Annotated in this window: 19 protein-coding genes and 2 pseudogenes; 19 read left to right on the top strand and 2 right to left on the bottom strand. The window is 66.6% G+C overall.

Annotated features, from left to right (window positions below):
* Positions 1 to 94 precede the first annotated feature (94 nt).
* The 7 genes from QP181_RS14100 (at position 95) to QP181_RS14070 (ending at position 6,391) form a co-directional block, all read left to right on the top strand.
* Positions 95 to 1,231 carry an alpha/beta hydrolase gene (locus tag QP181_RS14100; protein WP_333928925.1) on the top strand — a complete coding sequence of 379 codons (1,137 nt, stop codon included), beginning with the start codon at positions 95 to 97 and terminating at the stop codon, positions 1,229 to 1,231.
* Between the two features lie 80 nt (positions 1,232 to 1,311).
* Positions 1,312 to 2,412 carry a catalase family protein gene (locus QP181_RS14095; RefSeq protein ID WP_333928924.1) on the top strand — a complete coding sequence of 367 codons (1,101 nt, stop codon included), beginning with the start codon at positions 1,312 to 1,314 and terminating at the stop codon, positions 2,410 to 2,412.
* Entirely contained in the window at positions 2,412 to 3,011 is a 600-nt protein-coding gene (locus QP181_RS14090) for a carboxymuconolactone decarboxylase family protein (protein ID WP_333928923.1), read from the top strand. Before QP181_RS14095 ends, QP181_RS14090 begins: the two co-directional genes overlap by 1 nt.
* A 166-nt stretch (positions 3,012 to 3,177) precedes the next feature.
* A complete protein-coding gene (locus QP181_RS14085; RefSeq protein WP_333928922.1) occupies positions 3,178 to 3,468 on the top strand; it encodes a hypothetical protein in 291 nt (96 codons plus the stop codon).
* A 145-nt stretch (positions 3,469 to 3,613) separates the two neighbouring features.
* Positions 3,614 to 5,590: an L-dopachrome tautomerase-related protein gene (locus QP181_RS14080; RefSeq protein WP_333928921.1), complete on the top strand. Its 1,977-nt coding sequence runs from the start codon at positions 3,614 to 3,616 to the stop codon at positions 5,588 to 5,590.
* A gap of 122 nt (positions 5,591 to 5,712) precedes the next feature.
* Entirely contained in the window at positions 5,713 to 5,895 is a 183-nt protein-coding gene (locus QP181_RS14075; RefSeq protein ID WP_333928920.1) for a hypothetical protein, read from the top strand.
* An 82-nt stretch (positions 5,896 to 5,977) separates the two neighbouring features.
* A complete protein-coding gene (locus QP181_RS14070; protein WP_332756041.1) occupies positions 5,978 to 6,391 on the top strand; it encodes an acyl-CoA thioesterase in 414 nt (137 codons plus the stop codon).
* Positions 6,392 to 6,542: 151 nt separating this feature from the next.
* Here QP181_RS14070 and QP181_RS14065 read toward each other — a convergent pair whose 3' ends face one another.
* Positions 6,543 to 7,937, bottom strand: coding sequence for a helix-turn-helix domain-containing protein (locus QP181_RS14065; protein WP_333928919.1), 1,395 nt, complete (start codon positions 7,935 to 7,937; stop codon positions 6,543 to 6,545).
* 100 nt (positions 7,938 to 8,037) lie between these two features.
* On the opposite strand from QP181_RS14065, the gene QP181_RS14060 reads away from it, so the two are divergent.
* The 12 genes and pseudogenes from QP181_RS14060 (at position 8,038) to QP181_RS14005 (ending at position 21,633) form a co-directional block, all read left to right on the top strand.
* The gene (locus QP181_RS14060; RefSeq protein ID WP_121905054.1) at positions 8,038 to 9,564 is read left to right on the top strand and encodes an acyl-CoA carboxylase subunit beta; all 1,527 of its coding nucleotides are present in this window, start codon (positions 8,038 to 8,040) and stop codon (positions 9,562 to 9,564) included.
* Positions 9,565 to 9,699: 135 nt separating this feature from the next.
* A complete protein-coding gene (locus QP181_RS14055) occupies positions 9,700 to 10,212 on the top strand; it encodes a hypothetical protein (RefSeq protein WP_333928918.1) in 513 nt (170 codons plus the stop codon).
* A 54-nt stretch (positions 10,213 to 10,266) separates the two neighbouring features.
* Entirely contained in the window at positions 10,267 to 10,575 is a 309-nt protein-coding gene (locus QP181_RS14050; protein ID WP_333928917.1) for a hypothetical protein, read from the top strand.
* Complete coding sequence (locus QP181_RS14045; protein ID WP_055882014.1) at positions 10,572 to 10,793, top strand: hypothetical protein; 222 nt, start codon at positions 10,572 to 10,574, stop codon at positions 10,791 to 10,793. Before QP181_RS14050 ends, QP181_RS14045 begins: the two co-directional genes overlap by 4 nt.
* Positions 10,794 to 10,798: 5 nt before the next feature.
* Positions 10,799 to 11,221, top strand: coding sequence for a methylmalonyl-CoA epimerase (gene mce / locus QP181_RS14040; RefSeq protein WP_132735338.1), 423 nt, complete (start codon positions 10,799 to 10,801; stop codon positions 11,219 to 11,221).
* A gap of 10 nt (positions 11,222 to 11,231) precedes the next feature.
* A pseudogene (locus tag QP181_RS14035) lies at positions 11,232 to 12,015 on the top strand (enoyl-CoA hydratase-related protein).
* 130 nt (positions 12,016 to 12,145) lie between these two features.
* Positions 12,146 to 14,416, top strand: coding sequence for a methylmalonyl-CoA mutase (gene scpA / locus QP181_RS14030; protein ID WP_333928916.1), 2,271 nt, complete (start codon positions 12,146 to 12,148; stop codon positions 14,414 to 14,416).
* The gene (locus tag QP181_RS14025; RefSeq protein WP_333928915.1) at positions 14,413 to 14,985 is read left to right on the top strand and encodes a TlpA family protein disulfide reductase; all 573 of its coding nucleotides are present in this window, start codon (positions 14,413 to 14,415) and stop codon (positions 14,983 to 14,985) included. The genes scpA and QP181_RS14025 overlap by 4 nt, the downstream gene beginning before the upstream one ends.
* Positions 14,986 to 15,061: 76 nt before the next feature.
* Positions 15,062 to 16,126, top strand: coding sequence for a biotin synthase BioB (bioB, locus tag QP181_RS14020; protein ID WP_333928914.1), 1,065 nt, complete (start codon positions 15,062 to 15,064; stop codon positions 16,124 to 16,126).
* The gene (locus QP181_RS14015; RefSeq protein ID WP_333928913.1) at positions 16,117 to 16,476 is read left to right on the top strand and encodes a lysozyme inhibitor LprI family protein; all 360 of its coding nucleotides are present in this window, start codon (positions 16,117 to 16,119) and stop codon (positions 16,474 to 16,476) included. Before bioB ends, QP181_RS14015 begins: the two co-directional genes overlap by 10 nt.
* A gap of 52 nt (positions 16,477 to 16,528) precedes the next feature.
* A pseudogene (locus QP181_RS14010) lies at positions 16,529 to 18,671 on the top strand (ATP-binding protein).
* A gap of 535 nt (positions 18,672 to 19,206) precedes the next feature.
* Positions 19,207 to 21,633, top strand: a complete 2,427-nt coding sequence (locus QP181_RS14005) for a DUF3772 domain-containing protein (RefSeq protein WP_333928912.1) — start codon at positions 19,207 to 19,209, stop codon at positions 21,631 to 21,633.
* On the opposite strand, the gene QP181_RS14000 is transcribed toward QP181_RS14005, so the two are convergent.
* Complete coding sequence (locus QP181_RS14000) at positions 21,618 to 22,580, bottom strand: protein CsuE (protein ID WP_333928911.1); 963 nt, start codon at positions 22,578 to 22,580, stop codon at positions 21,618 to 21,620. The two genes, QP181_RS14005 and QP181_RS14000, sit on opposite strands and share 16 nt — an antisense overlap.
* Positions 22,581 to 22,773: the final 193 nt, after the last annotated feature.

Here is a 22,773-nt window from a genome sequence, read left to right as displayed (position 1 = left end):
CCCGCTCCTCAAAGGGATCGGGGCTGTGTCCGGTTCCGTACCGCAACCATTGTGTCAAGACCGGGGTTGCTGCCTCTAGATAACAGGAGGCTCCATGACACTTTCCCTCAAGCAGGCGCTCGCCCGTAGCGTCTTCGCATCGTCGCTGGTGTTGACCGCTGGTGGCGCCATCGCGCAGTCGCCGCGGTCGATTTCCGCACCGCCACCACCACCGCCCGCCGCAACCGCGACGCAGCCCGCAAAGGCCGCGCCCGACATGCAACAGGTGCTCGATGCACTCGCGGCACTCGGCGGCAAGCCGATCGAGACGCTCACGCCGGCAGAGGCACGCCAACAGCCGTCGGCAGCGGACGGAGCCAAGGCCCTGATGGCGAGCAAGGGCATGCCGACCACGCCCGACCAGAGCGTGACGACGCAGGACATCCCCTATGGTGCCGATCCCAAGCAGTTCGCCCGGATCTACAAGCCCGCGACCGCCGGTTCCGCAAATGGCGCGCGTGCAGCCCGCTTGCCGGTCCTGGTCTATTATCATGGCGGTGGCTGGGTGATCGCCGACGTCGATACCTATGACGCAGCCCCGCGGGCGATGGCCAAGGCGCTCAACGCGATCGTGGTATCGGTCGAATACCGGCACGCGCCGGAGTTCAAATTCCCGGCGCAGCATGACGATGCCGCCGCCGCGTATCGCTGGACGCTGGCGAATGCCGCGTCATGGGGTGGCAACCCCGCGAAAATCGCGATCGCGGGTGAAAGCGCGGGCGGCAATCTGGCGGTCGCGACCGCGATCTACGCGCGCAACAACCGCCTGACGATGCCGCTACACATCGTTTCGGTCTATCCGATCGCGAACAACGATGCGTCGTTGCCGTCGCGCCGTGATTCCGCGAATGCCAAGCCGCTCAATGCCGCGATGCTGCAATGGTTTGGCTATTACTATCAGTCGAGCAAGGCCGACGCGCAGGATCCCCGGCTGAACCTCGTTGCCGCCGATCTGCGTGGCCTGCCGCCGACCACGATCATCAACGCGCAGATCGATCCCCTGCGCTCCGACGGCGAGACGCTGGCGCAGGCGATGCGTTCGGCGGGGGACCGGGTCGAACAGCGCACCTTCCCCGGCGTGACGCACGAATTCTTCGGGATGGCGAAGGTGGTGCGCGGCGCGAAGGACGCCAACGACCTGGCGGTTGCACGGCTGAAGGCGGCGTTTGCCGGCGCCCCGCGCAAGCGCTGAGGCCAACCGATAAGACCGGCCGATAGGACGCGTCGATGCCGGCGCGTCCCATCTCTTTACGATCACTGAAAGGCAAAGACATGGTCAACGGACCGATCCGCTATAGCGCCGACGTCGAGCAGAAGCAGGACGACGAGCAGGCGACCGTCGCCAAGCTCAACGACGCGTTCGATATCATCCTCGAGCGCACCGCGGAGGATTACGGCCATGCGGTTCGGTCGGTCCACGCAAAGTCGCACGGACTGCTCGAAGGCGAGCTGACGGTCGATGCGAACCTGCCCGCGGAGCTGGCGCAGGGACTGTTCGCCACGCCGGGTGTGCACAAGGTGCTGATCCGTCTCTCGACCAATGCGGGCGATATCCTGCCCGACGTCATCAGCCTGCCTCGCGGCCTGGCGATGAAGGTCTTCGATGTCGAGGGTGAGCGACTGCCGGGCGCCGAGGGCAGCGCGCAGGATTTCGTCATGGTCAACGGCCCGGTGTTCCAGGCCAAGACCGCAGAAAAGTTTCTCGGCAATTTGAAGCTTCTCGCCAGAACGACGGACCGTATGGAGGGCACCAAGACGGTTGCCTCCGCGGTGTTGCGCGGGGTCCGGCATGCTCTCGAAGCGGTCGGCGGCGAATTGCCGAGCGGACTGAACTCGCTTGGCGGTGCGCCCAATTCGGAGCCGCTTGGCGATACCTATTATAGCGCCACCGCGTTCCGATATGGTGACTATATCGCCAAGTTCAGCCTGGCGCCGGTCGCACCGGACATGACCGCGCTCACCGGCAAGGAGATCGACGTCGACGGGCGCGAGAACGCGATCCGCGAGGAGGTCCGTGCCGAGGTGCGTGGCATGGATCTCGAATGGGAATTCCGGGTCCAGCTATGCCGCGATCTCGACGCGCAGCCGGTCGAGGACGCGACCGTGCAATGGGACGAGCAGGATGCGCCGTTCCTCCGCGTCGGCACGGTGCGCGCGGCGGCACAGGATAGCTGGAGCGACGATCATGTCCGTCGCATCAACGAGGAAAGCCGCTTCAGCGTGTGGACCGGCATCGCCGCGCATCGCCCGCTGGGCAACATCAACCGCGTCCGCAAGGACACGTATCGCCATTCGGCGGACTTCCGTGCGCGCACCAACGGATGCCCCTATCACGAGCCGGTCGCGCGCGACGCCGGGGCGGGGCAGGGCTGATGCGCGCCGCGCCGTTTCCGCCCGCGGACATGCCCGCCGAGCTGCGTCCGTTGCATGACGAGATGGGCGCTTACATCGCCGAGCATCTCAAGGGGTTCGTGTCGCGTCGGGACGACGGCGCCCTGATCGGGCCGTTCGCCCCGATGCTGCGCTTCCCCGCCTTTGGTCGCGCGGCGTGGACCTATACCAAGGCGCTGATCGATAACGCGACGCTACCCAAGGCCGCGCATGAGGTTGCGATCCTCGTCACAGGCGCGGCGTTCAATTCGCGGTACGAACTGTACGCGCATGAGCGGGTGGGGGCGGCCGTCGGCTTGAGCGATGCAAAGGTCGCGACGATCGCGGCGGGCCAGCGTCCTGCCGACCTGACCGAGGAAGAAGCCGCCGCCTACGACGTTGCGGCCACACTGGCCGGCGGCCGCCAGCTCCCGGCAACCACCTACCGGCGCGCGGTTGCCGCATTCGGCGAGGAGCGCACCGCCGAACTGATCTATCTGGTCGGCGGCTATTGCCTCGTCTCGCTGCTGCTCAATGCCTACGACATGTCGGTGCCCGGCCGCGAGGAAAGCCTGCCCGACGACCGGGGGAACGACGCATGAGCACCAGACGGACCATGGGCGCGGTAGCAGGTGGGCTCGTTGCCGGGCTGGCGATCACGGCCTTGCTGATGCGCGGCGAGAAGGCGACCGGGACACCGTCGGAACTCGTCGATCTCGAACGGACGACCGCGCATAAGCTCGGGCTGGCGACTCCCCGGCGGATCGGTTGGCGGCGCCGGGTGAGCAGGCGATCGTGCAGGGCGGGCATCTGCTGCTCTCGGCGGGCGCGGCGATCGTCTATGCTGCGGCGACCGACGAGGACAGCGACGTGCTGGTGTCCGGGATCGGTTTCGGCCTGGCGTTCTACGGGGCGATGCACTGGCTCGTGGGGCCGTTGCTCGGCGTCAAACCTCCCGAATGGGACGCGGATTCGAGCACGATCGGCCTGCACACGCTGAACCATGTCGGTTTTGGCCTGGCGACCGCGGCCGGGGCCAAGCTGGCGGCGCGCGCATGACGCCGCGATGGCGCACGCACGGAACATGGCGCGTGATGCCGAAACCCGAGTCTTGCACGCACATCGAGGCGCACTGACATGCCGATCATCACTACCGACACGCTGGCGATCGCCTATACCGATACGGGCCCGCGCGGGACAGCCGGTGCTGCTGATCCATGGCTGGCCGGACGATGGCTCGACCTGGGACGCGGTCCTGCCGATGCTCCACGCCGCCGGCTTGCGCACCATCGTGCCGACGCTGCGCGGTTTCGGCGAGACCCGGTTCCTGGCCGCGGAGACGCCGCGGACCGGCAACAGCGCAGTGCTGGCGATGGACATGATCGCGCTGATGGATGCGCTCGGCATCGAACGGTTCATGATCGCGGGACATGACTGGGGCTCGAATACCGCCGAAGCGCTCGCGGTCGGCTGGCCCGACCGGGTCGCGCGACTGGCGATGCTCGCCACGCCACCGCGTCTCGGCGGCATGCCGACGCCGCCGTTCGCGCAGGCGCAACGGCAATGGTATCACTGGTTCATGGCGACCGGGCGCGGTGCGCAGGCGGTCCGCGACGACCGCAAGGGGTTCGCGCATATTCACTGGGAGAACTGGTCGCCGCGGGGCTGGTTCGACGAGGCGACGTTTCAGCGGGTCGCGCGATCCTTCGACACGCCCGATTGGGTCGACGTCACGCTGCACAGCTACCGTGCGCGGTGGGACGAAGCCGAGCCCGATTCCCGCAGCCAGTGGCTCGAGGACAAGGTGAAGGCGACCGAGACGCTGTCGTTGCCGGCGATCTATATCCAGGGCGCGGTCGACGGCGTGAATCCACCCGCCGCCAGCAAGGCGGTGCCGAGCAAATTCGTCGGTCCGTTCGCCTTTGTCGAACTGTCCGGCGTCGGCCATTTTCCCCAGCGTGAGAATCCGCGCGCGGTCGCCCGCCACCTGATCCAGCTTTTTACCGGCACCCCTGCCGATCTTTCCGATACCGTTGACCGGAGCCTTTTGATGTCCAAGACCAAGCCCTTCCTCGCCGGCGCTGCTGCAATCGCGGTGATCGCCGCCGCCGCGATCGGCGTCGCGCAGGCCCGGCCGCGCGGTGCCAGCGCGTTGACGCAAGTCGCGCAGTTCGATCACCAGGCGACCGGCGTCGCAGTCACCGCCGATGGCCGCCGCTTCGTCAATTTCCCGCGCTGGACCGACGACGCGCCGATCTCGGTCGCCGAAGTGATGAAGGACGGGTCGCTGAGGGCCTATCCGGATGGCAAGTGGAACAGCTGGCGCAACGCCAAGTCGAACGAGATGCCGGTCGGCGATTATTTCGTCTGCGTGCAGTCGATCGTGCCCGATGGCCACGGCAATCTTTGGGTGCTCGATCCCGGCGCGCCCGGCAACGAGAAGATCCTCGAAGGCGCGCCCAAGCTGGTCAAGATCGATCTGGCGACGAACCGCGTGACGAAGGTCATCAAGGTGCCGCTCGACGTCGCGTTGCAGGGTACCTACCTCAACGACATCCGCTTTTCTCCCGACGGCCGGACCGGGTACATCACGGACTCGGGCACACGCGGTGCGATCATCGTCATCGATCTCGAAACCGGCAAGGGTTTCCGCGCGCTCGATGGGCACGGGTCGACGCAGATCGACAAGAGCGTGACGGTGATGACCGACGGCAAGCCGCTCGTCCGCCCCGACAATCGCCAGCCGGCCTTTGCCGCCGACGGCATCGCGATCTCCAACGATGGCAAGACGCTCTACTACCAGGCGCTCACCGGCAAGACGTTGTATGCGATCGACACCGCGCTGCTGCGCGACGGCGTCAGCGAGACGGACCGCGCGGCGGGCGTGAAGACGGTGGCACAGACGCACGTCGCCGACGGTCTGTGGATGAGCAAGGCGGGGGTCCTCTATATCTCGTCACCCACCGACAATGGCATCACCCGGCTGGTCGGCGATCATGTCGAGCCGGTGCTGACCGATCCGCGCCTGCGCTGGCCCGACACCTTCTCCGAAGGCGCGGATGGCCGCATCTATGTGACCGCGAGCCATATCCAGGACACGAGCTGGTTCAAGCCGGGGGCACCAGCATCGCTTCGTACCGAGCTGTTCTCGTTCGTCCCCGGCGCCGCCAAGGGCAAATGAGGGTTACATGACCTGTCTGCCCTACAGCGACGCCATCGAGACGATCCAGCCGAACGAGCAGGAGTCGATCGACGGTATCATCAAGGGCATGGCGCACCGTCGAAAAGCGCGAGCATCATGCAGTGCGGCCCAGCCATGCCAAGAGTTCCGCGTGCGTCGTCGGCGACCTGACGATCCACGCGGGTCTTCCCGCCGAACTCGCTCAGGGTCTGTTCGCAAAACCGGGCACGCATCCCGTGGCGGTTCGCATCGCCCAAGGGCTTGGCGAGACGCTGCCGGGGCACGTCGCCGACATCCCCGCCTGATCACCGTTCCGTCGATGTCTTTTATCGGCGGAGCGGCCGGGCCATCATCGCTATGTTCAGGTTCGCGTGCTATATATTACGCGTGACGACAGCGATTCCCCATACCTACGCCATCGGCATAGAGCCGGACGACATCGACTTCATGGGTCACGTCAACAACGCGAACTATCTGAAGTGGGTTCAGGCCGCAGTGATCGACCATTGGCAACGCCTCGCGCCCGCCGAAGCGGTGGCCGGGCATCTCTGGGTCGCGCTCAAGCACGAGATCACCTACCGCAAGCCGGCGTTCCTCAACGACGACGTCATCGCAACGGTGTTGCTCGAGAAGGTCCAGGGCGCGCGCGCATTCTACGAGACGATCATCAAGCGCGGCGAGGATGTGCTCGCCGAAGTGAAGTCGAGCTGGTGCTGCCTCGATGCGGAGACGCTGCGGCCATCGCGGCTGGCGAACAGCGTGGTCGAGCATTTCTTTCCGAAGGACCCGGCGGCAGCCTGATTGCGACCACCACCCCGGCGGACTTACCACCCCGGCGGAGGCCGGGGCCCAGTTGGAACGTCGGAAGTAACGGCTCACAGTCCTTCGTCATCGCTGTCCCCCAATTGGGCCCCGACCTTCGCCGGGGTGGTACAGTAGGCGGTAGTCTCCGCTAAATTACCTCGTACGGCACCGCCCCACGCTTATCCGGATCGACCCGGATGTCACTCGCCGCCGGTGGAAACGCCCGCTGGTCGCAGTCCGTCCGCAAGCAAACCCGACACGAAGATCCGATCGGCGTCGCGATCCCGCCCGTCCCCAGCGCATCCGCATAGATGAACTCCGATGCGTTCGCCTCCTCGCACCCGAGCGCTACCGCATAGCGTCGCGCCGGCCGCGTATACGTCTCGGACGGTTTCACCAGCCCCTTCGCCATCGAGACGTAGCGGATGCCGTCGGTCGTCTCGATCAGCTGCGTCAGGATTCGGTCCGGAATCGCGACCGCTTCATGAACTATCCACAACGGACACGCTCCCCCGAACCGCGCGAACTGCAACCGCGTGGCGGAGTGCCGCTTCGTAATGTTCCCCGCCATGTCAACCCGGCAGAAGAAGAACGGAATGCCGAGCGCGCCCGGCCGCTGCAAGGTCGACAGCCGATGACACGTCTGCTCGAAACTCGTCCCGAAGATCCGCCGCAACCGGTCGATATCGTGGCGGACACTCCGCGCCTCCGTCCGGAAGCGGGTATAGGGCATGACGATCGCCCCCGCCGCGTAGTTGGTCAGCCCCGCGGTCAGCAGCGCGCGCGCCGTCCCCGATGCCATTTCCGATGCCGCGACGATCCCGCCGATGACGTCGCCAAACTCGTGCCGCGCGACCTGATGCGCGAGCGAGAACAGCGTCGTCTCGCCCGGTTGCGACCCGTCGAGCCGCAATGTCGCGCCGTCATAGTCGCGCAATGGTGCGGCGAGCGCGCCCGAGATCGCGACGGACACGCCGCGCGCCGCAAGCCGAGCCTCCAGCGCGGCAATTCGGTCCGCGCCCAAAGTCTCGCCAATCTCCTCCGCACGCCGGTCGAGCGTATCCACATAATTACCTGCCGCGTGAAACCAGTCGCGCACGTCCTCCCACGGCAACAACCCCGGCGCGCCCGATCCGGCCACCAACCGGTCGTCGAGCGCCCGCAACTGCTCCTGCGCGCGGCGATACGCGTCGTGCATTGCGACGAGCCGTTGCGCCAACAACGGCTGGTGCTTCACCGCCCGCCGCACCGCGGTCTCGTCGAGCGCAGGCGCCTCGACGCTCGTATCCGACACCGCCTCCAGCGTCGCGATCAGCAACGCCGTATCGTCCGCCGCGTCGATGCTCCCCCAATCCGCCGGAAACTCGCGCGCGAGCGTGATCAGCACGCCCTCGGTCACCGGCCGGTCGCCATTCTCGATCTGCGAAAGATAGCTCACCGACAGGCCGATCCGCGCCGCCATCGCCGCTTGGCTAATCCCGAGGACGCGGCGCAGGTCGCGCAGGCGGTGTCCGACGAAGAGGCGACGTGCAGGAAGGGTCATCCCTCCGCCTAGTTTGCAAACATTACGTCGGCAAGTTTGCAACATTGCATTTGCGCATAGCATCCCGCTCTGTGAAGGCAGTCAGCAGGACGGAGAGACGATGTCATCGACGATCGAAGAGCTTGAACGCCGCCGCGAAGCCGCCAGAGTCGGCGGAGGCCTCAAGCGGATCGCAGCGCAGCACGCCAAGGGAAAGCTCACCGCGAGGGAGCGCCTTGACGTGCTGCTGGACGAGGGGTCGTTCGAGGAGCTCGACATGTATGTCGAGCACAACTGCGTCGATTTCGGCATGCAGGACCAGGTGATCCCCGGCGACGGCGTGGTCACGGGTTCGGGCACGATCAACGGCCGCCTCGTCTTCGTCTTCAGCCAGGATTTCACCGTGTTCGGCGGTTCACTCAGCGAACGTCACGCGCAAAAAATCTGCAAGGTGATGGACAGCGCGATGAAGGTCGGCGCGCCGATCATCGGCCTCAACGACAGCGGCGGCGCGCGCATCCAGGAGGGCGTTGCCTCGCTCGGCGGCTATGCCGAGGTGTTCCAGCGCAACGCGCTTGCATCCGGTGTCGTGCCGCAGCTCTCGCTCATCATGGGCCCGTGTGCCGGCGGCGCGGTCTACAGCCCCGCGATGACCGACTTCATCTTCATGGTGAAGGATTCGAGCTACATGTTCGTCACCGGTCCCGACGTCGTCAAGACGGTGACCAACGAGGTCGTCACGCAGGAGGCGCTCGGCGGCGCGGTGACTCACACCACCAAGACGTCGGTTGCCGACAACGCGTTCGAGAACGACATCGAAGCGCTGCTTGCGGCGCGCGACTTCTTCGATTTCCTGCCCGCGTCGAACCGTGACGGCGTCCCCGAGCGCCCGACCGCGGACGAATGGGACCGCATCGAGGAGAGCCTCGACACGCTGATCCCGGCGTCGGCGAACCAGCCCTACGACATGCACGAGCTGATCCGGAAGACCGTCGACGAAGGCGATTTCTTCGAGACGCAGCCGGCGCATGCGGCCAACATCATCACCGGCTTCGGCCGGATCGAAGGCCGCACGGTCGGCTTCGTCGCGAACCAGCCGATGGTGCTCGCTGGCGTGCTCGACATCAACAGCTCGAAGAAGGCAGCGCGGTTCGTGCGCTTCTGCGACGCGTTCGAGATTCCGATCGTGACCTTCGTCGACGTCCCCGGCTTTCTGCCCGGCACCGCCCAAGAGCATAACGGCATCATCAAGCACGGCGCGAAACTCCTGTTCGCCTATGCCGAGGCGACCGTGCCGAAAATCACCGTCATCACGCGGAAAGCGTATGGCGGCGCATACGACGTGATGGCGTCGAAGCACCTGCGCGGCGACTTGAACTACGCATGGCCGACCGCCGAGATCGCGGTGATGGGTGCGAAGGGCGCAGTCGAGATCATCTTCCGCGGGAAAACGCCGGAAGAGATCGCGGAGCGCACCGCGGAATACGAGGCGCGGTTCGCCAACCCGTTCGTTGCCGCGTCGAAGGGCTTCATCGACGAAGTGATCCAGCCGCACTCGACGCGCCGCCGCATCGCGCTGGGCCTACGGAAGCTCCGCGGCAAGGCGCTGGAGAATCCGTGGAAGAAGCATGATAACATCCCGCTGTGACCCGGTACGTCACGTGGACCAGTCCTTGACGCGTCGACTCGGCGAAAGCCAGGGACTCGGGTCGCAAGGGACGGGCTTGCGGATTGAGGTCCCAGCCTCTGCTGGGGTAATGACGTCTACGGGGACGGAGGTTTGATGCTCGCGTTTCTCCTGCTCCTGCAAGCCACTTCGCCCACGCCCACGCCAATCTGGAAGCTTGCCGACCGCACAAATTCGGCGGGCGTGCGCAGCATCTCGGCTTCGGTCACCGGTAACGACGGCCTCTCGCGCTTCGTCGTGAAGTGCGACGTCGCCTCCGAGCCGATCGTGTCGATCCAGTTCATCCAGCCGCAACCGCTCGGGTCGGGCGCCGACAAGCTGGTTGCGGTGCGCTTCGATGGTGGGCCGGCATTCACCTATAACTGGCAGTTTCCGGGGACCGGTACTTACATCGCCGATCCCGCGGCGATCACCAAGCTGACCAGTTTCCTGGTGAAATCGAAGACGGTGCGGGTCGAGACGACCAACGGCGCCAGCTTCGCGGTACAGGCAAACTTCGTCGCGCCGACCGGTGATGCGATGATCCGGCAGGTGCTCGGCGTCTGTGGCTATACACTCGGCGTCGTCCCGCCGGTGCCGGCCAAGCCCGCCGCGGAGCCAGCGGAATGACGCGTTGTATCGCGATCGTCCGCACATTATCATGTCATGATAAGGAGTCATGACATGCAGACCGAACGCGTGACGTTTTTGACCTCGCCCGATCACAAGGCAGCGCTCGATGCCTTTGCTGCCAGCAATGGTAAATCCGTCGGCCATGTCCTCCGGGAAGCTTCGACGCGATATCTCGCGACGGAGGATCGCGCCGACGGGGAGGATGAGAAGGCGTTCGCGCTGATCCTGCCGGAGATCGAGGCGATGCTGCCGCAATGGCATGCGAAGATCGATTCGATGGAACAGTCGATCGACCGCGCGCTGGAAGCGATCGATCGTGCGCTGGCGGGCGACCCGGTGCCGATGAGCCACGCCGCATGAGCGCGACCGAAAAGGCGTTCGGCGTCATCAAGGCGTTGCTGACCTATCAGGAGCGGCTCGATGGGCTCGACGCGAAACTCACGGGGCTGAGTGCCGGCTTGGCGCGTCTTGCCGACAGCCACGTCGCCTTGCGCGAGCGTGTCAGCCGTATCGAAGGGTTGATCGAGGGCGCCGCGATGGCGCGCCGGACGCCCGACAGCCCGAGGATCGAAGGATGACCGCCATGCTGGGCCGGCTCAACCATGTCGGGGTCGCGACTCCGTCGATCGCGAAGTCGGTCGAGACGTATCGCCTGCTGCTCGGCGCGACTGCGATCGGCGAGCCGTTCGACCTGCCCGCGCAGGGCGTGAAAGTGTGCTTCATCGATGCGCCGAACACCCAGATCGAGCTGATCGAGCCGTATGACGAGAGTTCGCCGATCGCCGGCTTCCTGCGCAAAAACCCGGCGGGCGGGCAGCATCATGTGTGTTTCGAGGTGGCGGATATCCATGCCGCAGTCGCCGACCTGAAGGCGAAGGGCGCGACCGTGCTCGGTGAACCGCGGATCGGCGCGCATGGGACGCCGATCGTGTTCGTGCACCCGAAGGATTTTGGCGGCATGCTGGTCGAATTGATGGAGACGCCGGGCGATACCGGCGCGCACTAGGAGGGATCTGATGGCCGCGTACGAGCATATCCTGAGCGAGCGGCGCGGCGACGTGCTGGTGCTGACGCTCAACCGGCCCGACCGGCTGAACGCCGCACCGCCGGCGATGTTCGAGGAATTGCGCGCGGCGCTGAGCGATCTGGGCGGCGCGCGGGCGGTGCTGATCGCTGGTGCGGGACGGGCGTTCTGTTCGGGGGCGGATGTCGGCGGCGGAGCGCTAGGTTCGGACAATCCGGGCGAGGCGACGTTCGCCGCGCTGACCAACAGTTACAATCCGACGATGGCGGCGATCGCCGATCTGTCGGTGCCGGTGGTGAGCGCGGTGCGCGGCCCGGCGGCGGGGATCGGCTGCAGCCTCGCGCTGGCCGCCGATTTCTGTGTCGCCAGCGAGACCGCGTATTTCCTCCAGGCGTTCGTGAATATCGGTCTGGTGCCCGACGGTGGCGCCTCGTGGATGCTGCCCCGCCTGATCGGCAAGGCGCGAGCAACGGAGATGATGATGCTTGGCGAGCGGGTGCCGGCGGCCAAGGCGCTCGACTGGGGGATGGTGCACAAGGTCGTCGCGGACGACGCACTCGATGCGGAGGCGTTCGCGCTGGCTGAGCGGTTGGCGGCGATGCCGACGGTCGCGCTCGGGCTGATGCGTCGGGCGATAACCACGGCGTACGAGACGGATTACCCCACCGCGATGCAGGCCGAGGCGGCGAACCAGCGTGACGCGCGGGTCTGCGGACTCGATGGAGGGCGGTCGTGCCTTCCTCGAGAAGCGCAAGCCGGTGTTCACGGGCAAGTGACCTCCGCAGCCAACACCACCCCGGCGAAGGCCGGGGCCCAATTGGGCAACGGCGCCTTGGCTGGTGCGGCGCTCGATTACTTCGACCTCTCCAATTGGGCCCCGGCCTCCGCCGGGGTGGTGTTCTTCGCATGACTGACAAACCGAACCCCACGCTCGCAGACTGGCAGGCGCTCGCCGCCAAGGAAGTAAAGGGCGCCGATCTCACCTGGCCGACCCCCGAAGGCATCGACGTCAAGCCGCTCTACACCGCCGCGGACGTAACCACCGACCCCGGCCTCCCCGGTTTCGCCCCCTTCACCCGAGGCGTCCGCGCATCGATGTACGCCGGCCGCCCCTGGACGATCCGCCAGTACGCCGGCTTCTCCACCGCCGAAGCCTCGAACGCGTTCTACCGCCGCAACCTCGCCGCCGGGCAGAAGGGCCTGTCGGTAGCGTTCGATCTCGCCACGCACCGCGGCTACGACTCCGACCACCCCCGCGTCACCGGCGACGTCGGCAAGGCTGGCGTCGCGATCGACTCGGTCGAGGACATGAAGATCCTCTTCGACGGCATCCCGCTCGACAAGATGTCGGTCAGCATGACGATGAACGGCGCGGTGATCCCGATCCTCGCCTTCTTCATCGTCGCCGGCGAGGAGCAGGGCGTCGACCGAAAACTGCTCGACGGGACCATCCAGAACGACATCCTCAAGGAGTTCATGGTCCGCAACACCTACATCTACCCGCCAGAGCCGAGCATGCGGATCATCTCGGACATCTTCGGCTACACCAGCCGCGAGATGCCCAAGTTCAACAGCATCTCGATCAGCGGCTATCACATGCAGGAGGCCGGGGCGACGCAGCTCCACGAGCTCGCCTTCACGATCGCCGACGGCATGGAATATGTAAAATACGGCGTCGCGTCCGGCCTCGACATCGACAAGTTCGCCGGGCGGCTGTCGTTCTTCTTCGCGATCGGCATGAACTTCTTCATGGAGATCGCCAAGCTCCGCGCCGCCCGCGTCCTCTGGCACCGCGCGATGACGCAGCTCGGCGCGCAGGACGAGCGCTCGAAGATGCTCCGCACGCATTGCCAGACGTCGGGCGTCTCGCTCACCGAGCAGGACCCGTACAACAACGTCATGCGCACGACGATCGAGGCGATGGCGGCGATGCTGGGCGGCACGCAGTCGCTCCACACCAACGCGCTCGACGAGGCGATCGCGCTGCCGACCGACTTTTCCGCACGGATCGCGCGCAACACGCAGATCGTGATCCAGGAAGAGACGGGGATGACCAAGGTCGTCGATCCGCTCGGCGGCAGCTATTATATCGAGAGCCTGACGCAGTCGCTGGTCGATGGCGCGTGGGCGTTGATCGAGCGGATCCAGTCCGAGGGCGGCATGGCGAAGGCGGTCGCGGCGGGCTGGCCCAAGGCGATGATCGAGGAAGCCGCCGCCGGCCGCCAAGCGCGCGTCGATCGCGGCGAGGACGTCATCGTCGGTGTCAACAAGTACAAGCTCGCCGAACAGGACGCGATCGAGATCCTTGACGTCGACAACGTCGCGGTGAGGGCGGGCCAAATCGAACGCATCAACCGGGTCAAGGCGACGCGCGACGAGGCGGCGTGCCGGGCTGCGCTCGATGCGTTGCGGGAGGGCGCGCGATGCGGAAATCCTCCCCCGGCGGGAGAGGTGGCATCGCGCAGCGATGACGGAGGGGTTGCGCCCCATCGAGAGGGCGATACCCCTCCGTCAGTCGCCAGCGCGACTGCCACCTCCCCTTCCAGGGGAGGATCGGAAACCAACCTTCTCGCCCTCGCCGTCGAGTGCGCCCGCGCCCGCGCCACGCTCGGCGAAATCTCCTCCGCGATGGAAGACGTGTTCGGCCGCTATGGCACGCAGCCCACCCCCGTTTCCGGTATCTACGGCGGCGCCTACGAAGACGACGCACGCTGGACCCGCCTCACCGACGGCGTCGAAGCCACCGAGCGCCGGATGGGCCGCAAACCGCGCATGCTCGTCGCCAAGATGGGCCAGGACGGCCATGATCGCGGCGCCAATCTCGTCTCGTCGATGTTCGGCGACCTGGGCTTCGAGATCGTCCCCGGCCCACTCTTCCAGACCCCCGCCGAAGCCGCCGCGCTCGCGCTCGAAAAGGACGTCGACATCGTCGGCGCCTCGAGCCTCGCGGCGGGGCACAAGACGCTGATCCCCGAACTGATCGGCTATCTCCGCGAGGCGGGGCGCGCGGATATCAAGGTGATCGCGGGTGGCGTTATCCCCGCACAGGACTATCAGGCGCTGCGCGACGCCGGGGTGCAGGCGATCTTCGGCCCCGGCACCAACCTGATCCAGGCCGCCGAGGACGTGTTGAAACTGCTCGGCCACAACATGGCACCGGAAGAGGAACGGGTATGACCATGCGCACCGCGGTGTTGGCGATCGCGCTGACCGCTTTCAGTATCGCGCCAGCTGTGGCGCAGGAAACCGCGCCGACCACCGGTCGCTCGATCTCTACGATCGCGCAGGTCATGGTGAAGACGCGCGACGGCAAGGCGATCCCGCTCGGATCGCGCATCAAGCCGGGCAAGCCCACCCTCGTCTCGATCTGGGCGAGCTGGTGTCCGCCGTGCATCGCCGAAGCCCCGTATCTGAACAAGATGCGCCAGGAATTCGGCAGCGGGTACAACTTCCTCTACATCAACCGCAGCGAGGGTAACCCCGATCGCACCCAGCCGCCCGCCGCGATCGCGCAATTCCTGCAACGCGCAGGCATGAGCGACATCGATTACGTCGTCGCTGACGTCGATGCGTATCGCCAGATCATCGGCAAGGACATCAAGGACATCCCCGACGGCAAGGTCGGCATTCCGCGCGTCTATCTGTTCGATGCCAAGGGGCGGCAGGTCCACACCGCCTACGGCTTCGGAGACGGCGGCGGATCCGAACTCGAAGCGCGCGTGAAGCGTGCGATGGCGGCCAAGTGACATCGCCCACCAGTTACGTCGCCGCGCGCAGGCGCTATGCGACGACGCGAAACGACCAGAGACCAAAGGCCGCATGATGATCGAAACCCTCCTCCGCCCCTCCGTTGCGACTGGCGTCGAGCCCGCTGTTGTTGCTGCTACGCCGAGCGTCCGTATCGACTGGACCCGTCCCGAGATCGCCGCGCTGTTCGACCTTCCGTTCGACGAACTCATGTTCCGCGCGCAGACCGTCCACCGCGCGCATCACGCGATCGGCGAGGTGCAGCTCTGCACTTTGTTGTCGATCAAGACCGGCGGCTGCCCCGAAGATTGCGGCTATTGCTCGCAGTCCGCATCGTCCGACTCCGGTCTCAAGGCGGAAAAGCTGATGGACGTCGACGCCGTCCTCGCCGACGCCGCGCAGGCCAAGGCCGCCGGATCGCAGCGTTTCTGCATGGGTGCCGCCTGGCGCAACCCCAAGCCGCGCGACATGCCGAAGGTCGTCGCGATGGTCGAGGGCGTCCGCGCGATGGGGCTCGAGACGTGTATGACGCTCGGCATGCTCGACGCGGACCAGGCGAAGCAGCTCGCCGATGCCGGCCTCGATTACTACAACCACAATATCGATACCTCGCCGGAGAATTACGGCAACGTTATCACCACGCGGACCTTCGGCGACCGGCTGGAGACGTTGGCGAACGTCCGTGACGCGGGGATCTCGGTCTGCTGCGGCGGGATCGTCGGGATGGGCGAGACGCGCAGCGATCGCGTCGGCTTCGTCCACGCGCTCGCCACGCTGCCGCGTCACCCGGAAAGCGTACCCGTCAACGCGCTGGTCCCGGTCAAGGGCACGCCGCTCGGCGACATGCTCGCGGGAACGCCGATGGCGCAGATCGACGATATCGAGTTCGTCCGGACGGTTGCCGTCGCACGCATCACGATGCCGCTCAGCATGGTGCGGCTGTCGGCCGGGCGCGAGAGCATGTCCGAGGCGACCCAGGCGCTCTGCTTCATGGCGGGCGCGAACTCGATCTTCACCGGCGATAAGCTGCTGACCACCGGCAACGCCGGCGACAGCGCCGACGCGACGCTGCTGGCCAAGCTGGGGATGAAGCCGATGGTCGGCCCCGAGCCGATGCGGGAGGCCAAGACATGCTGCTGATCGCACTTTTGATGGCCGCCGCGCCGATGCAGTCGCAGGCGACGATGAACGCCTCCGCCGGTACGAGTTACGCGCGGGCGGATGCGGCGATGGCGGCGCAGTGGAAGCGGACCTACGCCTACATGAAGGGTCGCGACGCGCAGGACGGGTCGCGTGGCGGCGGGTTCGGCTATGCTGCCGCGCTGCTGGAGAGCCAGCGCGCGTGGCTCAAGTTCCGCGATACGCAGTGCGTGATCGAAGGTGGGCAATACGCGGGCGGTTCGGCGCAGGGCATGACGATTGCCGGGTGTCGGACCGACCTGACGCAGGCCCGCACGAAGCAGCTCAAGACGATGATCTGGTACCAATAACCAGTCCGCACCCGGACCGCGTCCGGCAAGACGGCACAGAGTAGGGCGAGTGATGTTCAAGAAAATCCTGGTCGCCAATCGCGGCGAGATCGCGTGTCGCGTCATGCGGACCGCCAAGGCGATGGGCATCAAGACCGTCGCGGTCTATTCCGACGCCGACGCGCGCGCCGCATGTGCTGATGGCCGACGAGTCCGTGCGACTCGGGCCGGCACCCGCCGCGGAGAGCTATCTCAAGGCCGAACTGATCCTGCTCGCCGCCAAGGAAACCGGCGCGGACTGCATCCATCCGGGCTACGGCTTCCTCTCCGAACGCGAGAGTTTTGCACTGACCTGTGCCGAGGCCGGGATCGCGTTCGTAGGGCCACCCGCGAACGCGATCGCCGCGATGGGCGACAAGATCGAATCGAAGAAGCTCGCCAAGGCGGCCGGCGTCAACGTCGTCCCGGGCTATCTCGGCGAGATCGACAACACCGATCACGCGGTCGAGATCGCCGGCGGCATCGGCTACCCGGTGATGATGAAGGCGTCGGCCGGCGGCGGCGGCAAGGGCATGCGGCTCGCCTACAGCGAACAGGACGTCCGCGAGGGCTTCGAGGCGACCAAGCGCGAGGGGCTCGCCAGCTTCGGCGACGACCGCGTGTTCATCGAGAAGTTCATCGAAAGCCCGCGCCACATCGAGATCCAGCTGATCGGCGACCAGCACGGCAACATCGTCTATCTCAACGAGCGCGAATGCTCGATCCAGCGCCGCCACCAGAAGGTCGTCGAGGAGGCCCCGTCGCCGTTCGTGACGCCCAAGATGCGCAAAGCCATGGGCGAGCAGGCGGTCGCGTTGGCGCAAGCGGTGGGGTATTTTTCGGCGGGGACGGTCGAGCTGATCGTGTCGGGTGCGGACACGACGGGGGAGGGGTTCTACTTCCTCGAGATGAACACCCGGCTCCAGGTCGAGCATCCGGTGACGGAAGAGATCACCGGGCTTGATCTGGTCGAGCTGATGATCCGGGTTGCTGCCGGCGAGCCGCTCGGGTTCGGGCAGGACGAGGTGAAGCTGAACGGCTGGTCGATCGAGAACCGGGTGTATGCCGAGGACCCGTATCGCGGGTTCCTGCCGAGCATCGGGCGGCTGGTTCGGTACAACCCGCCCGAGACTTCGCCCCTCCAAACCCCGTCACCCCAGCGAAAGCTGGGGTATCCCGGTAATGGAGCAGGCGGCTCGAACGGGGAGACCCCAGCTTCCGCTGGGGTGACGGACATTATGGGGGCGGATGGGATCGGTTCCGGGGGACACGGCACCGCCGCGGAACCCCGCGTCCGCGTCGATGACGGCGTCCGCGAGGGCGGCGAGGTCAGCATGTTCTACGACCCGATGATCGCCAAGCTCATCACCTGGGCCCCAACGCGAGACGGCGCGATCGCCGCGCAGATCGCCGCACTCGACGCGTTCGAACTCGACGGCCCCGGCAACAATATCGATTTCCTCTCGGCGATCATGCAGCACCCGCGCTTCCAGTCGGGCGCACTCACCACCGGCTTCATAGCCGAGGAATATCCCGACGGCTTCCACGGCGCCCCTGCCGACGTGTCGCTCTTGAAGACACTCGCTGCCGTCGCCGCCTTCGCCGCCACCGCGGAAGCCGATCGTGCGCGCCGTATCGACGGCCAGCTCGGCAAGCGCCTGCGTCCGCCGGCGGATTGGGTGGTCACGATCGACAAGACCGACCACGCAGTGACGGTCTCGACCGACGGCATCATGGTCGATGGCGAAGACCTCGATCTTGCGCTCGAATACACCCCAGGCGACCGTATGGTCGTCGCGGACGGTCACGGGGTCGATGGCGACGAGCACATCACGATCCGCATCGCCAAGGCCCGCGCCGGCTTCAAGCTCACGACCCGCGGCGCAAGCCACGTCGCGCGCGTGCTCCCGGCCCGCGTCGCGCCCTACACCGCGCACCTGATCGAGAAGGTCGCGCCCGATCTGTCGAAGTTCCTGATCTGCCCGATGCCGGGGCTGCTGGTGCGGCTCGACGTCGCGGCGGGCGACAAGGTCGAGGCGGGGCAGCCGCTGGCCGTGGTCGAGGCGATGAAGATGGAGAACATCCTCCGCGCCGAGAAGACCGGCACGGTGAAGTCGGTTGCCGCGAAGACGGGTGATAGTCTCGCGGTGGATCAGGTGATCCTCGAACTGGACTAGCGACGCGCCGCCCAGTTCTGCTCCAACCAACGCCCATCCCGCCCCGTCATGCCGGACTCGTTCCGGCATCCACCGCTCCGCACATCCGAGAGACTTCAGTGTGCGGGTCCGTAGGCCCCGGCCTCCGCCGGGGTGACGGAACGGGGTGGAGGGATGTTCGTGACAGCGACTGCTGGATAAGCGATCCGTACTACTGTTTCCCCGCGAATGTTTCCCCGGGAAGGCGGGGACCCAGACTCGGCTCCCCCTTCGCGGGAGAAAAAGGAGGCGAGGGTGATCGCCATGTGTCCGGGATCGCCCTCCACTAGCTCCACCCCGGCGGAGGCCGGGGCCCAGTTGGGGGCCGGTGATGATGAAGGCCGGCGCTTCGTTACAGCGACCTCTCCAACTGGGCCCCGGCCTCCGCCGGGGTGGTGCGGGTGGTAGGCAAACGCACCACCCCAAAGCGGCGCAGATAGCCGCGGCGATAGTGCCCCGACCCGAGCTTAGCGCCGCCCCCTCCCGTTTCGCCTCCCGCCACTGTACAGCACCCCGGATGACCCTCCTCCGTTACCTCGCCGCGCTCCTCCTCGCGGTCACCGCCGTCACCGCGCTCCCCGCGATCGCGCAGGACGAGGCGAAGGTCGCGACCGTCGCCGCCAGCCTGACCCAAGCCTCGGCCGAACTCCAGGCGATCGACGACGCCACCCCCACCGCGCGGGACGACAAGGCGCGGCAGGCGTTGCGGGATCGCGCGCAGGTCGTGCAGACCACCGCTGCCGACGCGGTCCGCACGCTCACGCCTGAGATGGCGCTCGTTCAGGCGCGCGTGACCGAACTTGGCGCCGCCACCCCAGGCGTTGTCGAAGCGCCCGAGATTCGCCAGCAACGCAAACTCCTCGCGCAGAGCCAGTCGGCGATCGACTCGGCGATCAAGCGCGCGCGCCTGATCGGGATCGAGGCCAAGCAGCAGATTGACGACATCGGCGCGGCCGAGGCGGAGGAACTCGGCCAGCAATTGTCCGAGAACACCGGTTCCCCGCTGTCACCCACGCTTTGGGCCGCGATCGTCGATCACTTGCCCCGCGACACCGCGCGACTGACGCGGTTCGCCAATGTCGAGGTGCGTCAGTTCGGCACGCGGTTCGATACCCGCGCGGGTACCGGCCTGCTCGTCGGGATGCTCGCCGCGCTGGTGCTGCTCGTGCCGCTGCGGCGCTGGCTGCACGGCGTCGGTCGACGCTATGCCGCCAACCATACGCCCGGCGGCCGTCTGCGGCGTTCGGCCTATGCGTTGTGGCTGGTCGTCATCGGAACCGCGCTGCCGGGGTTTGCGGCGTGGGCGATCGTCGCGTCGTTGCGCTGGGGTGGGCTCGTCTCGCCCGCCTGGAGTCGGTTCGGCGCGATCTTCGTCGGGATCTCATGGTTCTGCGCATTCGTGTCGTCGCTCGGCGGCGCGCTGTTGCTGCGGACCCAGCCGACCTGGCGGTTGTTGCCGATCGGCGACGCTGCCGCGCAGGCGCTCAGGCCGTATAGCTGGATGGCGGCGGCGCTGATCTTTTTCGGGCAGCTGCTGATCGCGACCAATCTGCTGATCGGCGTCAGCGCGCCCGCGTCGAGTGCGGCCAACGCGGTCGTCGCGCTTCTCCATATCGTGTTGCTCGGCGCGATCCTGGTGACGCTCGGCCGGTTGCGCGCCGCCGCGCTGCCCGATCCGTCGAAGCCTGCGCGCAACACGCTGCTCGCGATCGTCGCCACGCTCGTCTGGCTGGTGCTGATCGTCGCGCTCGGCGCCGGGCTGATCGGCTATGTGAATTTGGCGCTGAAGGTTGCGACGTGGCTGGTCTGGGGCGCGATCGTCGGCGCGAGCCTGTACCTGATGATGACCTTCACCGACGATGCGTGCCGGACATTGCTGTCGAGCGGGAACCGCCTGGGTCGCTCGGCGAACAGCGGGTTCGGCGTCGACAACAAGACCGTCGACCAGATCGGCGTGCTGCTGTCGGCGGTGCTGCGGCTGTTGCTGATCATGCTCGCGGTCGGCGCGGTGATGGCGCCGTTCGGGGCAGGGGTGGGCTCGGTGTTCGAGCTGTTCGGCACGGTCGCAAGCGGCATCACGATCGGCCAGGTTACGATCTCGCCGGGGGCGGTGCTGCGCTCGATCGCGGTGCTGTTCGTCGCGCTGGCGATCATGCGCGGGCTGCAGCACTGGCTGGTGAACAGCTATCTGCCGACCACCGCGATGGACGCCGGCGCGCAGAATTCGGTGACGATGGTCGCGCGCTATGCCGGCATCATCGCCGCGGTGCTGTGGTCGCTCGGCGCGCTCGGGATCGGCATGGAGAAGCTGGCCGTGGTGCTCGGCGCGCTGTCGGTCGGGATCGGTTTCGGTCTGCAGGCGATCACGCAGAACTTCGTCTCGGGGCTGATCCTGCTCGCCGAGCGCCCGGTAAAGATCGGCGACCTCGTCCGGATCGGCAACATGGAGGGCGACGTGAAGCGCATCAACGTGCGCTCGACCGAGATCCAGGTCGCGGATCGCTCGACGCTGATCGTGCCCAATTCGGAACTGATCACCAAGACGATCCAGAACATGACGCTGGCCGCCCCGATCGGCCGGATCCAGCTGCAATTCTCGGTGCCGCTCGAGGAGGATCTGGACGCGGTGCGGACGATGCTGTTCGCGGCGTTCGCGGAGAAGCACGAGGTGCTCGACGATCCCGAATCCAAGGTGTTCATCGATTCGATCGACGCCGGCCGCGCAAAGTTCAACTGCTTCGCGTACGTGGCGAGCCCGCGGGACGCCTATCCGATCCGCAGCGAACTGCTGTTTACGCTCCTCCGCCAATTCCGCGAGGCGGGCATCGAAGTCGGCTCGACCGCGACCAAGATGGAGCTGATCGGCGCGCTGCCGGGCTCGCCCGTTGCCGATCAGAATATCGGTCAGAACTCCGATCAGAACGCCGATCAGAATAGGGCGTAGGGCAGCGACACGCTGAAGCTCGACCCTGCCGCCATCGTCCCGCGCGGGCGGATGCGGATGGTGGTGACCGCCTTGGGCGTGGTGGTCGGATCATAGGTCCAGCTCGTCCCGCCGTTCGCCGAGAAATCAACGTCGTCGGTCGCGCTCGCGGGGGTGGCATAGGTCACTGCCAGCGACGATGCGGGCGATCCCTCCGCAGTGGTCACGAACGCGGTCGAGGCGGTCCCGTCGCCGTCCAGCGCGACCGCGGCGCGGGTGGGAGTCGGGAGCACCACGGCCACCGAGTTGGCGTCGACCGCGACGATGTCGGGGTTGGTCAGCGTGATCGTCGTGCGCTGTTTGCTGCCGGGGATCGCGCGCGGATTGTTGGTGGTCGAGATCGGATCATAGGTCGTGCGCGTGGTGATGACGACCGCCACCGGCCTGGCCGAAACGACCATCGTAACGTCGACCTTGGCCGAGGTGACGGCGCTGCTCTGGTCGAGCGTACCCGCACACAACGAACCGACGCCGAGCAGCGAACAGAAGCGCCATTCCCAGCCGATCGTGAAACTGCCCTTGTACGTGCCCGGCGCGACGGCGGTCAGCGACGAGGGGCGGACATGGACTTGGACGTTGCGCGCCGATCCACCGAGCAGTCCGAGCAGGTTGATGATGCCGCCATTCATGTAGACGAACGGCGTGCCCGGCGTGAACGGATAGGTCCCGGCGCTGTCTGCGGCAACGACATAGCGTGCGGTGACGGTATCGGCGACGTTGGTCGAGGTCAGCTTGAACCCGTCCGCGCTGGTCACCGTCGCGCGCAGGAAATTGCCGGTCAGCAACGATATGACCGTGGAGGGGCAATCGAAGCCGCCCGGCACGGCGCTGTACGGCGGCGCACCGGCGACCAGCGCCGGGGGGAATAGGTGCCGAGCGCGGTCGGACCGGTATTGGTGACCGCGCACGCCGCCCAGGCCGAGGACGGCGTGCAGGCCACGAGGGCGAAGAACAGTTTCGTCAATCCGGTCGTCAACGCGTCGGCCCCCAGGCACAAGATAGGCGGAGATCCTTGGCCGGCATTCGTTAATGCGTTTTGAAGAACCTGTTTCGGGTCTTTCCGTAGGTCGAAATGGCCTGCGATGGCCTTGCCGGGGCCGC

The sequence above is a fragment of the Sphingomonas sp. LR55 genome (assembly GCF_036856015.1).
GTDB lineage: Bacteria > Pseudomonadota > Alphaproteobacteria > Sphingomonadales > Sphingomonadaceae > Sphingomonas.
Note: the sequence above shows the minus strand (reverse complement) of the source record. Positions and strands in the feature narration are given on the sequence as shown.